The organism is Kordia algicida OT-1 (assembly GCF_000154725.1).
GTDB lineage: Bacteria > Bacteroidota > Bacteroidia > Flavobacteriales > Flavobacteriaceae > Kordia > Kordia algicida.
This window is the reverse complement of sequence record NZ_DS544873.1, coordinates 3,662,569-3,676,192: the sequence shown is the minus strand read 5'-3', so window position 1 is coordinate 3,676,192 and position 13,624 is coordinate 3,662,569. Positions and strand designations below refer to the sequence as shown.

Below are 13,624 nucleotides of genomic sequence, written 5' to 3'. Positions count from 1 at the left end.
TATTGACTACAGACCACAAATGAAGAAGGTAAAATTAGAGCGTTATTTTAAACTATTTACAAATGAAGAAGCTGAAGTTTTCTTTGATAATGCATTGAAAGCGCAGCAGATTGATTTTGTAAAGAGAGAAATTCCTGACTCGAAGTTTACGGAGTATTTTTTTAATGAGAAAGACCTCGATTTTGTAGAACACGTCAATGAATGTTTGAAGGAAAAAGAAGCAGAAGAAACAGAAAAAATAACTTCAAAATTATATAACAGACCTTATACAATTGAACTTATATTAACGCTTGTACTCGTCGCGTTGATTATTACAATTATTGTATTGATATAAAGAGGCTGAATTCTAAAAAGTCCAGAATGATGTTTCTAAACACTTTTATACAGCCTCTTTTTTTTTACCATAACCTAACGCCAACACCAACATTGTGTGTTGTTGTGTTAATTTGATTGAGATTGATGCGATAGGAAGCAAACCATTTCCCTTTATGCTGATATTGCAGTCCGAGACTCAGGTTATCAAATTGCTGTTTGTTTCCGCCAATTTCGCTAAATATGTACAATCCGCTTTTGTAGGTTTTTGGATGTTCAATGGTTTTGGTAATGGTAACTTCTCTAGGAACTTTGAGTTGATATGAAAACTTACTGTCAATTAAGGTTCCATCGACTAAATTGTAGGTATAAATATCTATATCGTCCGTTTGAAGCGTGTCTTTATATAATTTTCCTTCTGTGAATTGTTTGGTTTCTTCGACCGAAATTTTTTCTTTGAAATTTTTACGTTGTGTTTGTGTTCCAGTTATTGGAATATACACTTGTTGAAACTTTGTGGTTTCAATTCGTAATGTATCAATTTTTGTTTGCCAAATAGTATCTTTTACAACCGTCACGGTTGGTTGTGGTTGTATTTCTGTATCGCTTTCACAGGCTTTCATAAGCGTGCTATACCATACTAAAACAGTGATAAGTACCAGCAAAATTCTATCTGTAGATAGTTGTATTTTTTTCATGATGATTTGGGTAAATAAGAGCCTTTACTTTAAAGCGAAGGCTCTTGCAAATTTTAAGTATTAAATGTATTAGATTTAATAAGTATTTGTGGTTTCAATGCTTAATGTAGCTGTTGAATTTGTAGTTCCTGTAATTGTCGTATTTAGGACACCATTGGTAATTAGAGAGTTTTGTAGTACAACTTTATAGGCAACACCCGTAGGTTCTGATTCTGAATATTTAGTTACCAAATCGTTTCCAGGATTAGTAGTCTGATAAATGGTGTTATGACCAATAAAGGTTAACACATCAACCGTGAAATTAATGTCAGTTTCGATAGCTATTAAGTTTGATAATAGTTCTATATAGGAATTTTTGATAAATAATTGAGCGCTTCCGCCAATTAATGTACACAAAGCCACATTAGATACTATAGAAGCATTATTAAAAAATAACTTGTGTTGTAGTCTAGCAAGTGAAGCATTTACGATTGCTTTACTTCCTGAAAAATGAGTTTCTCCTGCATTAAAAGATCCGTAAGTTTCTGCATTTTCTTTGAAATTGATATACAATTTTCCTGTTGGAGCAATCTTCACAATTTCAGTGATTACATCAGGATGGTGTTTTCCAAAATTCACATAACAAACAGTTGCCAACCCTGCTTTTAATAAGCTTAATTTATGTGTCCCTTTTGCTTCATCAAAGTCAAAATAGCTGACTCCATTTCCTTCGTTGTTTACCATCAACTGAGCGCCAATACTTTCAATATTTCCTGTAAAAGTATTTACAGAATTACTACCTAATGTGCTAAATACTGTTCCGCTTCCTTTGAGCAAATTGTAGGTTACATTCACCTGATTTGCTGTAATAAATCCTTTTCCAAATACAGCATATGGAGCACCATAACTTTCAATACAATCAAAATCGCCTTCAAAAAATAAATAATCGCCCGAAAACTTATTTTCAGAATTATTTAAGAGCTTTCCTTTTGGAATTGAAAATACGTATTTGTGATGTGTATTAGCGACCAATAAGTTAAAGTATTCATTTGTATTGTTCGATAAATCAATAGTACAACTCTCTTTAGATTCAAAGTGAATATTTCGCTGAGGTAATTGACCATTAATTTCATAAACACCTTTAGATATCAGTTGAACATTTAAAAAATCATGTTCTGAATCTGTACTATCTCCTTGGCGAGGATTGGTAGTATTATAGGCAGTAATTGCAGCATCAATAGTTAAGTATGGTTGTTGTATATTTCCTATTTCTGCAGTAGCGTCATCTCCATTTTGTGTATCGATAAATACAGTATTTACAGATGATGTGCCTGTTAGCACATCATCTTTATGTACCAAACTATCTAGCAAGTCTTCATATTGAGTTTGTGTAGGTTTATCACCTGTTTCAAAATATGATTTTAAGGTTTCTAATGTTTGTTTCATTTTGTTTTATTTTTTTGACCTTTTTCAGTATCATTTACAAGAATATCTATGGTTTCTTCTAAATCTTTGAGAGATCTTTTTTTAATTAAATTGATTAATGCTTTGAAAGGATTTATACCATATATTTTATTGAAATTTTCCATGATAGATTTAATTTCTGCAATAGCGATAAATCCAGCAATAATTCGCTGAAAAGGGATTTCTTTTACAATATATTTTTCCAATAAAAAAGCGGATAAGACAACCAAGTTGTATATGAAAAATTTGGAAACTGTATTTCCAATCTGTTCACTTGTTATAGGGACATTTTTCTTAATGGAGGCATAGGTTCCTGTGATAAAATCGACAATGATGAGAAAAGCAACTGTAAACATTACAGAAGCAATAGGAGCAATAAGTGCCATTAACCAAAATACGTAAGGCTTAATCTTCTCCATTTTTAGATAGTTTTCTATAATCCAAAACTCTATTTTTAGGATAAGCCTTGATAGAAACTCTATTGTTCTGATTGCCTCCTAAAATGTATACATAACGCTTTGTTTGTTTTACAAAAAAACCTACATGTCCTTTCCAGCTACTTGGAGATTCACGCCATAATACGACAATATCTCCTTGTTTTGGTAATGCGGTAGATTCACCAACATTTAACCAACTTCTTGCGTTTAATTTTCCACTATATGTGTAATTTTCCGTTTTAGAAACCCAGTTTACAAACGCACTGCACCAAGCGGTTTCGTCGTGTAACTTGCTACTGTCGAATCCTAATGCTTCAAAGTATCTAATAATTTGGGGATTATCAGCTTTACCATCAACTTCTCTTACTCCATATTGTGATAATGCTTTTTGAATTAAGCTCATAGTTTTTACTTTTAATAATTGAGTGACAAATACTATTGTCTGATAATAATTTGCATACAATTACCGTATGCAACTGTGCAATTCAGTGCAATGAATTAAATATTCATGAAAATGTTGGAATTTAATTTGAGAATAAAAAAACTTGTAGATGCTGCAACTCTATTTATATAATTTTCTTAACCAGAATAAGGCTTTGCGTGCATTTTAAGATTCTTCTCAACAGTGTTTTTTTAAATACGAATCGTACAAATGATGTCCGTTCATTAGAAAAGCGAGTACAAATATAAAACATATTACAATATAAAACAAACATATTACAAAATTATTATTATTTTTTTCTGTTTTTTGTTTGAATCTACATATGTAAGATTAGAAGCATAAAAAAATCCCTTATTACAAGGGATTTTTTGAATACGTATTGTACAATGAATAATTGTAATTAACCCTAAGAACTTATTTTTCATGTACCAATATCGTATTCACTGCAGGATGCATTCTGTATTGTAACAATCAGAAGGAAAACTCCTTATGGCAAGAAAAGGAGCTTTCCAGATATACATATTTTAATGAGAGTTGAGTGACTAGCTGATTACTGTTTTAAAATATTGTATATCGTCTTTTCTGAGATGAACAGTCTATCAACCAATTCGTTGATAATTACTTTCATTTGTTTTGCAGAATTGTCTTCTACATAGTTGTGAATGAATTTTTTTCTTTTGTCTAGTAGCTCTTTACTTCGTTTCATGGCTGCTGTATTATAAGGTGTTATTGTGTATTCTACTTTTTTAAAATCGTATAAGAATGTTATATTCAAAATACGTAACCGTCAGTCTATATTTTATCTCTTTTTGTGTATTTATGAAGAATAAAATCGATATTTATACTCACAAATGTTTGATTTTCAATAATAATTCATATATTAGCAACAAATTACAGTACAAATATAAACAAATTACAGAATAATTAAAACAAAAAACAGAATTATTTTGTAAAATGTTTAAATTACTAGGAGAGATATGGAAGGAATACATGAAAAAATAAAGCAGATCATCGATCATTTTCGTCTTAACAATAATTCATTTTCCAAAAGAATAGGCGTGACTAGCACAACGATAGACAGCATTACCAATGGTCGTCCACAACCTGATGGATCTAGGAAAAGAACAAAACCTGGCTATGATTTATTAACAAGTATTATTAAAGAGTTTGACATTAATCCAGAATATTTATTCGGCATAAGCTCACAAATGTTTAAAGCTGATAAAAAAGAATTTCAAACATATGCTGGAATTCCACAAGTTGTTGCCGTAAATCAGGAAGGAGAAGAAAATGTAGTATATGTTCCTGTAAAAGCAAGAGCAGGATATTTAGATGGTTATGGTGATGCAGATTATATTGAAACATTGCCTTCTTTTAGCATGCCACATTTAACCAACGGAACATACCGTTGTTTTGAAGTACAGGGAAATTCAATGGTACGTACATTTTTTGATGGCGATTTAGTCTTTGGAAAGTATGTAGAAGATTTAAACGATGTAAAAGATGGTCGCGTATACGTTATTGTAAGTCGTAATGACGGAATTGTGCTGAAACGTGTAATTAATAGAATAGAAGAACGTGGAAAGCTAATTTTAAAATCTGATAATAAAGATGGAAATTATCCAACATATACCATTAATGCAGAAGAAATCATGGAAGTTTGGTATGTAACGATGTTTGCTTCCAAACAAATGCCAGAACCTGTGGATGTATATGATAGATTACACGATTTGGAAAGTAAAATCGTATTGCTTGAAAATGCATTGCGACAAAAAAATTAACCTAAATCTTAAAAACATAAAAAAGCGAGATCATACAATTGTGATCTCGCTTTTAAGTTATATTATAATGTTTCTATTGTCTAGCAACATTGTTATCTCTGTTAATATCTGCCATTAATTGTGAAGGATCTATTTCCACACTTTTAACCGTTTTGTTAGTTTCCAAAGCATAATATGGATATGCCCAAGCCCAGTCTGCTTTTTGAGTGGCAGTTGTAGGCTTTTCTCCACGCATCATACGCAACGGAATGTAAAATTCTTCACTAGAACCATCTGCGTAATTTACGGTAATATCTATTGGCATTGGCATCAGTCCGATACGTTCTAAAACAATAGTATTTCCTTTAATTTCCTTTACTCCATAATCTATCGTATTGGTTGTCTGCGTCCAATCTGTCAAATACCAATCTAAATGAATTCCTGAAACTTTTTCGGCAGTTCTCTTAATATCATTTGGTGTTGGATGTTTAAATTTGAAATCATCAAAGTACTTTCTAAGTGTTTTTTCAACATTTTTCTTTCCAATAACATATTCTAATTGCGACATGAAAATTTCGCCTTTCCCATAAGCAGAAATACTATACGCTCTGTTGTATTCATAACGATCAGCATGTGTGGTAAGCGGTTGCTCTTTTCCAGATTTTACCAAACTAAAATATCCCATATATGAACCTTTATGCGGATTTTCCTTGTTTGTGTCCATAATATGATCCATACAACGATGAGAAATATATGAGGTAAATCCTTCGTCCATCCACTCGTGTTTTGATTCGTTGGTTGCTAGCAAAAACTGAAACCATGTATGTGCCAATTCGTGTGCCGTAACACCAACCAAACTTCCAAACTTTCTTTTTCCTGTAATTAACGTACACATTGCGTATTCCATTCCGCCATCTCCACCTTGTATTACAGAGTATTGTTTGTACGGATATTGCCCAATATATTCATTGTAATACTCAAGCATTTCTGCTGTTTTTGGCTGTAAGTTTTTCCAGTTTTCTCTAATTTCTGGATCGTTTTTATATAAAAAGTGTAGTGTGACACCATTTGGACCCTTTCGCGTATCGTGTACAAATTCAGGATCGGCAGCCCAAGTAAAGTCATGTACGTTTGGTGCTTTAAAATGCCAAGTAAGTGTATTGCCTTCAGGTCTTTTTACCGTTCCTGTTTCATAACCATATCCAATTTCATTCGGATTTTGTAAATATCCAGTTCCACCAATAACATAGTCTTTATCAATTGTAATTTTTACATCAAAATCTCCCCAAACACCATGAAATTCGCGTGCAATATATGGTGGTGTATGCCAACCTTCAAAATCGTATTCTGCCATTTTTGGATACCATTGTGTCATTGACAAAGCAACTCCTTCCTTGTTATTTCTACCAGAGCGACGAATTTGTACAGGAACTTGTCCTTCAAAATTCATATCAAACGTAGCAGAAGCTCCTGGCATAATAGGTTTTGCTAAAGTTACCTCTAAAATAGTTCCTTCTGTAGTATGTGTTAGCGCTTGCCCATTTTGGGTTAACGAGTTAATTTTTAAATATCCAATTTCAGAATCTTTCAGTTTGCTAATTCTATCTCCAATTTTTGGACTTGGATCTGCAATAGATCTAGAGCGCACATCCATCTCACTTCCTAGCTGAAAAGCATTGAAATATAAGTGATAATATACTTTGTCTAAAACATCAGGAGAATTGTTTGTGTAAACTAATTTTTGAGTTCCTGTATATTGATAGTTATTGACATTCATATCAATATCCATCGTATAATCTACGTGTTGCTGCCAATACGTAGATGATGCACTGTAAGATGTCATATTCTTGTCGCTACTCATGGTTTCTTGCTGCGGTTTGCATGATAAAACAGTAAGTGCTAGAAGGATACTTATTTTACTGAAAATTTTCATCTATTTGTGTTTTTTTGAAATGTATTTAATTAATGAGTTGTATCTACAGTTTTACTTGACCACTGTTTACTTTAGAAGCTAAAATAAGCGCATTGTAAGCGTTTACAATTTTTCCTGAACGAGACGACTTAGAGAATGGCATTGCTGGCTGAGACTGATCTACAACTACGTCTCTATTAATTGGAAGACCAGATTGAATGATGATCTGTTTTACCTGTGCCGCTGTTAGCTTTGGATATTGTGATAAAATTAATGCTGCAACTCCTGCTACTCCAGGAGCAGCCATGGAAGTTCCTCCGATAGACTTATATTCGTTTTCTGGAAATGTTGAATAAATAGCAGACCCAGGAGCAAAAACATCTACGCTACTTTGTCCGTAATTAGAGAATCCAGAAACTAGCTGCGAACCATATTTGTTTGTTATAGAACCAACAGTTAAAAAGGTATCAGATACTTCTTCACCAGTTAATATTTGATCGTTAGGATATACCGCTTTAGTGTCTAAATCTGTATTTTCATTTCCAGCAGCATTGACAATGAGCACATTGTTTTTTCCCGCGTAAGCGATAGCATCACGAACCCATTCAGAGTTTGGAGAGAAATACTTACCAAAACTTGTATTGATAATTCTTGCACCGTTGTCAACTGCATAACGAATTGCCAAAGCAACATCTTTGTCATACTCATCACCATTTGGAACCATTCTTACAGACATGATTGCTACATTATTTGCAACACCATTTACACCTTTTCCATTGTTACGCTCTGCGGCAATAATTCCAGCAACGTGTGTTCCGTGTGATTCAGTTTTTACCGAATGCTTTACATTGTTGTTTCCATAATTAGTATCTGTAATATCTAACGGATTGTCGCCTACAATAGATCGTCCTTCAAAATTTGTATTTAAGTAATAATTCAAATAATCGGTCACTGTTTCCATGTCACCTTTTATAGCTTCTACAACACCTTCTAGATTTTTATATCTTCCGCTGGCTAAAATTTGTTTCGCCAATGCAACATGCTCCATTAAGGTTTGGTTGGTTGTTTTGATAGCATTTACATCTTCAAGTGTGTAGTTATCTTTCTTTAAATGAGCTTTTAAAGCTTCGTCAGTACTTTTTACTCTGGCTAAAGTTTGGTCAAGACGTGTTTTGATACCACTGAATTTTTCATACTCAGCATCAAGTTCTTTTTTGGCTTCTGCATAATTAGGTGTGTTTGGTCCTTTTTTGACGATACGTGTTTTTTCCATGTTTTCATTGTATGAATCGCCAAGGAAATTCCAGCCGTGAACATCATCAACATAACCGTTATTATCATCATCTTTTCCATTATTTGGAATCTCGTCAGTGTTAGTCCAAATAACATCATCTAAATCTTCATGATCGATATCAATTCCAGAATCTAAAACAGCTACAATAACTTTTTTACCTTTTTTTCCTTTGATGATTTCTGCGTAAGCTTTATCAACACTCATTCCTGGAATGGTATCATTTATTAAATCTTTATGACTCCAAGTTTTGAGTTCGTCTTTCGTTAGTGCACGCTCTTTTAAAGGTGTTGCATCTATATTTTCAATAGGAGTTGATAAAATGGGTGCTGTACTTCCGCAACCTGCTAAGAGTAGGAGAGAAGCAGCAAAAATAGAGGATTTTATAAGTTTCATTATTTTAGTGTTTTTAAATAAATAGTGGGTTTTTAAAAAATATCTTTACAAGTAAAAACTTCGTTGAGTCTTACTCCTTTTTCAGTGTGTTTTACCGTAATAATTTCGTGGTGTGCATCGTGTTCTAAAAACAGGTAAAAATTTTTATCGGCTGCCATGTTTAAAAATTTTTCCTTTTCGTCTAAGGTCAACAAAGGCCTTGTGTCATATCCCATAACAAAAGGAAGTGGTAAATGTCCAACAGTTGGTAATAAATCTGCCATAAAACAAATGGTTTTTCCTTTATAGTGAATCATTGGAATCATTTGTTTTTCTGTGTGACCATTCGCAAAAAATACATCAAAACCAAGTGCAGATTGGGTTACTATATCTACTTCTGGTTGCGCAATAAAGTTGAGGTGACCACTTTCTTGCATCGGAATGATGTTTTCTTTTAGGAAAGAAGCTTTCTCACGTCTATTGGGAATTGTTGCCCATTGCCAATGGTTTTTGTTGCTCCAAAAGCGTGCATTTTTAAACGCAGGTTCATACCCAGTACGATCTTTATTCCATTGAATGCTTCCACCACAATGGTCAAAATGCAAATGTGTCATAAAAACATCGGTAATGTCATCTTTATGAAAACCGTGAGCTTTTAATGATTTTTCGATAGAATCATCGCCCCAAAGATGGTAATAGCCATAAAATTTATCACTTTGTTTGTTTCCCATGCCAGTATCGATAAGAATTAATCGATCTCCATCTTCAATAAGCAAACAGCGCGCAGCAATATCAATCATATTGTTTGCATCTGCAGGATTAGTACGTTGCCATAATGATTTAGGAACTACGCCAAACATGGCACCGCCATCCAATTTAAAATTTCCGGCAGCTATGGGATAAAGCTTCATAAAAGTTATTTCTGGTTTTGTCTTGCAAATTAACAAAACCGCAACAAAAAAGGGTAATCGTTAAGTTTTTATTAAGAAAACCAGCTGTAAATTTTTGGTTTTGAATAAAAATTATAGTGATTTCCTTTTAAATAAATGATAAAAGTTTTAGATCTTTAAAAGATTAAATAGTACTTCTGATACAGAACAAGACATGCTAACTATAGTATAAATAGAATCTAAATAAATGAACAACTATCAACTTTCTGAAAATTGTTTGCTTTTTTAGTTACAATAAGTTCTATTTAAAAAAATAGGAATCAAATACTAATCAAGCTAAATAATAATGAAAGCAACAAAAGACGAAATAATAGAAACAGCATTACAAATATTGGAACGCTATGAACCTTTAAACAGAAGCAGTATTGTTGTTAGAGAAGAAAAAGTGCCTGTTTTTACAGAAAGTAGGGAATATTACTATAAGTATGATGGTTGGTTTTTTATGATAGATGGCACAGAAATCTATGATGTAGGACCTGATAAAATATCTGATAGTTACCTTTTATATTTTTTAGAAGATGGTACCTGTATACGTTTAAGTATTGCCAATGCAGAAGGAGGTTCTGGAATTAACACTTGTATAATTTACAAAGAAGGAGTTGGTTACAAATGGGTATCAATAAAAGATTTTTTAGCTCATCACAACTTTAACTTTAACGATCCAAAGTTTGAAAAAGTTATGTTTTGAATTTATTTTATTAAATAATTTTTGAAAATAACTCCTAATGAAAGCAACAAAAGACGAAATAATAGAAATCGCATTACAAATATTGGAACGCTATGAACCTTTAAACAGAAGTAGTATTGTTGTTAGAGAAGAAAAAGTACCTATCTACATAGGGAGTAATAAATATTATTATAAACATAACGGTTGGTTTTTTATGATAAATGGTATACAAGTTTATGATATAGGACCTGATAAAATATCTGATAGTTTTCTTTTATATTTTTTAGAAGATGGTACTTGTATACGTTTAAGTATTGCCAATGCAGAAGGAGGTTCTGGAATTAAAACTTGTATGATTTACAAAGAAGGAGTTGGTTACAAATGGGTATCAATAAAAGATTTTATAGCCCATCACAACTTTGATTTTAATGATCCTAAGTTTGAAAAAGTTCTTCATTAAAGATATTTTGAACAATTTATGCCTGAGAAACAATAAAAAGTTCTTCTTAATAAAGTGCTAAAGTGTAGTCACAACTAAAAACAGAAATAACTTAAATAAAGCGAACAGTAATCAGCAAGTTGATGGTTGTTCGCTTTTTCAGGTTCTATTTGAAATATGCTCCTCAAAATACATTCTTCAAATACTTTCCAAAGTCAAAAAGGATTTTGATTTCTTTGATATTTGCCAAAAACGGTAATTCTCTAAAATCTTGATTTAAAAAGAAAGTCTTTTCTTGAAACGATCATCGTTCTTGTATTAAAATTATATTTTTAAAATATTATAGTAACGTGCGTTTTATACCATTCAATTCTTATATATTTAAAGTGTATGTATCGAAATAATATTTTGAGATAAATCCATTTCTTTTACCTTTAAAGCAAGAAATATCTTATGGAAATTAATAAAGAGCTCGATTTAGCATTTAATTTTATAGAAAAAACGAACAGAAATCTATTTCTCACAGGAAAAGCAGGTACAGGAAAAACGACTTTCTTGCATAAAATTAAAGCAACCTCTATGAAACGAATGATAGTAGTTGCGCCTACAGGTGTTGCTGCCATCAATGCGAAAGGTGTAACTATTCACTCATTTTTTCAACTGTCTTTTGATCCCTTTATTCCAAATGCCAACGAACAAAAAGCGACTACACAACGTAAATTCAGTAAAACTAAAATTGACATCATCAAATCATTAGACCTTGTCATTATTGATGAAATCAGTATGGTTCGTGCGGATGTTTTAGATGGAATTGATGCTGTATTGCGCAGATACAAAGACAGAACAAAACCTTTTGGTGGTGTACAATTATTACTTATTGGTGATTTGCAACAACTTTCGCCAGTGGTGCGCCCGAACGAATGGCAATTATTGAAAAACTATTACCAAACCGCCTATTTTTTTAGCAGCATTGCGTATCAAAAAGCCGCTATTTTAGCAATTGAATTAAAACACATTTATCGTCAGCAAAATCAAGCGTTTATTGCAATTCTTAATGAAATTCGCAACAATGCATTGTCTAAAGCTTCCGCAGAAATTCTAAACAAGCAATATCAGCCAAATTTCCACCCGAAAAAGGAAGATGGGTACATTACACTCACTACGCACAACAATCGCGCAGATGCGATCAATCAAAAACAATTAGACAGTTTAGATACACATGAACGAACGTATGTTGCAGAAATTTCAGGCGATTTCAATGAAAAAGCATATCCAAATAGTGAAAATTTAGTACTCAAAGAAGGCGCACAAGTCATGTTTATCAAAAATGATAGTTCTATAGAAAAGCGCTATTACAATGGAAAAATTGGTACAATAGTTCATTTGGATGATGAAGTTATTACGGTACAATGTTCGGATGATGATTTCATTGAAACGACCTATGAAACTTGGGAAAACATAAAATATACGCTCAACAAGGAAACCAAAGAAATTTCCAATACAATTGAAGGTACGTATACGCAAATTCCTTTGCGATTGGCGTGGGCAATTACGATTCACAAAAGTCAAGGACTCACGTTTGACAAAGCCATTATTGACGCCGAAGCTTCTTTTGCACACGGGCAAACCTATGTTGCACTGAGCAGATGTAAAACGCTGGAAGGAATTGTGTTAAAAACACCCATAAAAGCGGCAAGCATTATTAGTGATACTACGGTGAATACGTTTACGGAGCAATTAGAAGAAAACGAACCTGATGAAGCCGAATTGAAAGCTTCCAAAAAAACATTTCAGCTAGATTTAATTAGCGAAATATTTGATTACAATCCGTTTTTATATCCTGTAAAAAGATTGATTGATCTGTATTACAAAAACAAAAATTCGCTTACAGGAAATATATTGCAACCGTTGGAAACCATCAAGGATAAAGGCATTATTCCGTTGATGAAGGTAAATACAAAGTTTAAAAGTCAGTTAGCATCATTAGCAAAAAATAGTGAAAATCCTGAGCAAGATGCAACCATTCAAGCACGATTTAAAAAAGCAGTTGAATATTTTACAGCGCAAACCAAACAACACATTGCTGAGGTATTGAGTACGTTTACTTTTGCAACTGACAATCAAGCAGTTTCAAAAGATATCGAAAAACAGCTGAAAGCTATCGAAGAAAAATTAGCTGTTAAAATCAAGATTTTAGAAGGAGTATCCGATCAATTTTCAACGGAAAACTATTTAAAACTGCGTGCAAATGCCATCTTAGAAGTTTCGGAAGTAAAAGTGATAAAACGACCTGTGGCAACTTCAACATCACACGAAGAATTGTTTGAAGATTTACGATTATTTAGGTTGAGCGTTTCCAACTCAGAAAACGTTCCGCCATTTCAAATATTTACACAAAAATCATTATTTGAAATGTGCGAATTATTACCTTCAACACCAAAACAACTCAAAAAAATTCACGGAATGGGGAAAGTTCGTGTGGAGAAATATGGGGAAGAAATTTTGGAGATCATCAACGATTATGTCACTCAAAATAATCTTTCATCCATGAAAGACGACGTAATTATTAAAGTAGAAAAGAAAAATACCAAAGAAACGTCGCTCGATTTTTTTAAAGAAGGTTTTTCTATAGAAGAAATTGCAGAAAAAAGAGCCTTGGCAGCTTCTACAATTTTCGGGCATTTAGGTCACTATGTGCTAGAAGGCGTGTTGGAAATTACCGAAATATTAGCGGAAGAAAAAGTAACCAAAGGATTGGAAATTATCAAAAACAACACATTTGAAGGTCTAAATGAGCTCAAAGAAATTGCAGGCACCAATTTTTCGTATAACGAACTCCGAATATTGTTAAAGTATAGCGAGAAAAAGTAATTTCACAAAAACAGTTGTTTTAATAAG

At 32.7% G+C, this 13,624-nt stretch carries 13 protein-coding genes; 5 read left to right on the top strand and 8 right to left on the bottom strand.

Annotated elements, in window-relative coordinates; genetic code table 11:
• The first annotated feature begins 19 nt into the window (after positions 1 to 19).
• Positions 20 to 334: a hypothetical protein gene (locus tag KAOT1_RS15730; RefSeq protein WP_040559612.1), complete on the top strand. Its 315-nt coding sequence runs from the start codon at positions 20 to 22 to the stop codon at positions 332 to 334.
• A 64-nt stretch (positions 335 to 398) separates the two neighbouring features.
• Here the strand turns inward: KAOT1_RS15730 and KAOT1_RS15725 are convergent, their stop codons facing one another.
• The 5 genes from KAOT1_RS15725 to KAOT1_RS15705 form a co-directional block, all read right to left on the bottom strand.
• The gene (locus KAOT1_RS15725; protein WP_007095850.1) at positions 399 to 1,010 is read right to left on the bottom strand and encodes a hypothetical protein; all 612 of its coding nucleotides are present in this window, start codon (positions 1,008 to 1,010) and stop codon (positions 399 to 401) included.
• A 75-nt stretch (positions 1,011 to 1,085) separates the two neighbouring features.
• Positions 1,086 to 2,435: a hypothetical protein gene (locus KAOT1_RS15720; RefSeq protein WP_007095849.1), complete on the bottom strand. Its 1,350-nt coding sequence runs from the start codon at positions 2,433 to 2,435 to the stop codon at positions 1,086 to 1,088.
• Complete coding sequence (locus KAOT1_RS15715; protein ID WP_007095848.1) at positions 2,432 to 2,872, bottom strand: phage holin family protein; 441 nt, start codon at positions 2,870 to 2,872, stop codon at positions 2,432 to 2,434. Before KAOT1_RS15715 ends, KAOT1_RS15720 begins: the two co-directional genes overlap by 4 nt.
• On the bottom strand, positions 2,859 to 3,293 hold the full coding sequence (locus KAOT1_RS15710) for a TIGR02594 family protein (protein WP_007095847.1): 435 nt from the start codon (positions 3,291 to 3,293) through the stop codon (positions 2,859 to 2,861). Before KAOT1_RS15710 ends, KAOT1_RS15715 begins: the two co-directional genes overlap by 14 nt.
• Positions 3,294 to 3,882: 589 nt before the next feature.
• Positions 3,883 to 4,038 carry a hypothetical protein gene (locus KAOT1_RS15705; RefSeq protein ID WP_158269150.1) on the bottom strand — a complete coding sequence of 52 codons (156 nt, stop codon included), beginning with the start codon at positions 4,036 to 4,038 and terminating at the stop codon, positions 3,883 to 3,885.
• A 271-nt stretch (positions 4,039 to 4,309) separates the two neighbouring features.
• Between KAOT1_RS15705 and KAOT1_RS15700 the strand changes: the two genes are divergently transcribed.
• Entirely contained in the window at positions 4,310 to 5,113 is an 804-nt protein-coding gene (locus KAOT1_RS15700; RefSeq protein ID WP_007095845.1) for a S24 family peptidase, read from the top strand.
• 73 nt (positions 5,114 to 5,186) lie between these two features.
• Here the strand turns inward: KAOT1_RS15700 and KAOT1_RS15695 are convergent, their stop codons facing one another.
• Genes KAOT1_RS15695 through KAOT1_RS15685 form a run of 3 tightly spaced genes read right to left on the bottom strand, consistent with a single transcriptional unit; the run spans position 5,187 to position 9,581 of the window.
• The gene (locus KAOT1_RS15695; protein ID WP_007095844.1) at positions 5,187 to 7,025 is read right to left on the bottom strand and encodes a M1 family metallopeptidase; all 1,839 of its coding nucleotides are present in this window, start codon (positions 7,023 to 7,025) and stop codon (positions 5,187 to 5,189) included.
• 43 nt (positions 7,026 to 7,068) lie between these two features.
• Complete coding sequence (locus KAOT1_RS15690; RefSeq protein ID WP_007095843.1) at positions 7,069 to 8,691, bottom strand: S8 family peptidase; 1,623 nt, start codon at positions 8,689 to 8,691, stop codon at positions 7,069 to 7,071.
• Between the two features lie 32 nt (positions 8,692 to 8,723).
• The gene (locus KAOT1_RS15685; RefSeq protein WP_007095842.1) at positions 8,724 to 9,581 is read right to left on the bottom strand and encodes an MBL fold metallo-hydrolase; all 858 of its coding nucleotides are present in this window, start codon (positions 9,579 to 9,581) and stop codon (positions 8,724 to 8,726) included.
• Between the two features lie 325 nt (positions 9,582 to 9,906).
• Here KAOT1_RS15685 and KAOT1_RS15680 point away from each other — a divergent pair, with 325 nt between their 5' ends.
• The 3 genes from KAOT1_RS15680 (at position 9,907) to KAOT1_RS15670 (ending at position 13,597) form a co-directional block, all read left to right on the top strand.
• The gene (locus tag KAOT1_RS15680) at positions 9,907 to 10,308 is read left to right on the top strand and encodes a hypothetical protein (protein WP_007095841.1); all 402 of its coding nucleotides are present in this window, start codon (positions 9,907 to 9,909) and stop codon (positions 10,306 to 10,308) included.
• Between the two features lie 37 nt (positions 10,309 to 10,345).
• The gene (locus tag KAOT1_RS15675) at positions 10,346 to 10,747 is read left to right on the top strand and encodes a hypothetical protein (protein WP_007095840.1); all 402 of its coding nucleotides are present in this window, start codon (positions 10,346 to 10,348) and stop codon (positions 10,745 to 10,747) included.
• A gap of 432 nt (positions 10,748 to 11,179) precedes the next feature.
• The gene (locus KAOT1_RS15670) at positions 11,180 to 13,597 is read left to right on the top strand and encodes an HRDC domain-containing protein (RefSeq protein WP_007095839.1); all 2,418 of its coding nucleotides are present in this window, start codon (positions 11,180 to 11,182) and stop codon (positions 13,595 to 13,597) included.
• Positions 13,598 to 13,624 lie beyond the last annotated feature (27 nt).

Excerpts from the sequence above, each read along its gene's own strand:
- KAOT1_RS15730 (WP_040559612.1), top strand. The coding sequence starts at position 20 with ATGAAGAAGGTAAAATTAGAGCGTTATTTTAAACTATTTACAAATGAA.
- KAOT1_RS15725 (WP_007095850.1), bottom strand. The coding sequence starts at position 1,010 with ATGAAAAAAATACAACTATCTACAGATAGAATTTTGCTGGTACTTATC.
- KAOT1_RS15720 (WP_007095849.1), bottom strand. The coding sequence starts at position 2,435 with ATGAAACAAACATTAGAAACCTTAAAATCATATTTTGAAACAGGTGAT.
- KAOT1_RS15715 (WP_007095848.1), bottom strand. The coding sequence starts at position 2,872 with ATGGAGAAGATTAAGCCTTACGTATTTTGGTTAATGGCACTTATTGCT.
- KAOT1_RS15710 (WP_007095847.1), bottom strand. The coding sequence starts at position 3,293 with ATGAGCTTAATTCAAAAAGCATTATCACAATATGGAGTAAGAGAAGTT.
- KAOT1_RS15705 (WP_158269150.1), bottom strand. The coding sequence starts at position 4,038 with ATGAAACGAAGTAAAGAGCTACTAGACAAAAGAAAAAAATTCATTCAC.
- KAOT1_RS15700 (WP_007095845.1), top strand. The coding sequence starts at position 4,310 with ATGGAAGGAATACATGAAAAAATAAAGCAGATCATCGATCATTTTCGT.
- KAOT1_RS15695 (WP_007095844.1), bottom strand. The coding sequence starts at position 7,025 with ATGAAAATTTTCAGTAAAATAAGTATCCTTCTAGCACTTACTGTTTTA.
- KAOT1_RS15690 (WP_007095843.1), bottom strand. The coding sequence starts at position 8,691 with ATGAAACTTATAAAATCCTCTATTTTTGCTGCTTCTCTCCTACTCTTA.
- KAOT1_RS15685 (WP_007095842.1), bottom strand. The coding sequence starts at position 9,581 with ATGAAGCTTTATCCCATAGCTGCCGGAAATTTTAAATTGGATGGCGGT.
- KAOT1_RS15680 (WP_007095841.1), top strand. The coding sequence starts at position 9,907 with ATGAAAGCAACAAAAGACGAAATAATAGAAACAGCATTACAAATATTG.
- KAOT1_RS15675 (WP_007095840.1), top strand. The coding sequence starts at position 10,346 with ATGAAAGCAACAAAAGACGAAATAATAGAAATCGCATTACAAATATTG.
- KAOT1_RS15670 (WP_007095839.1), top strand. The coding sequence starts at position 11,180 with ATGGAAATTAATAAAGAGCTCGATTTAGCATTTAATTTTATAGAAAAA.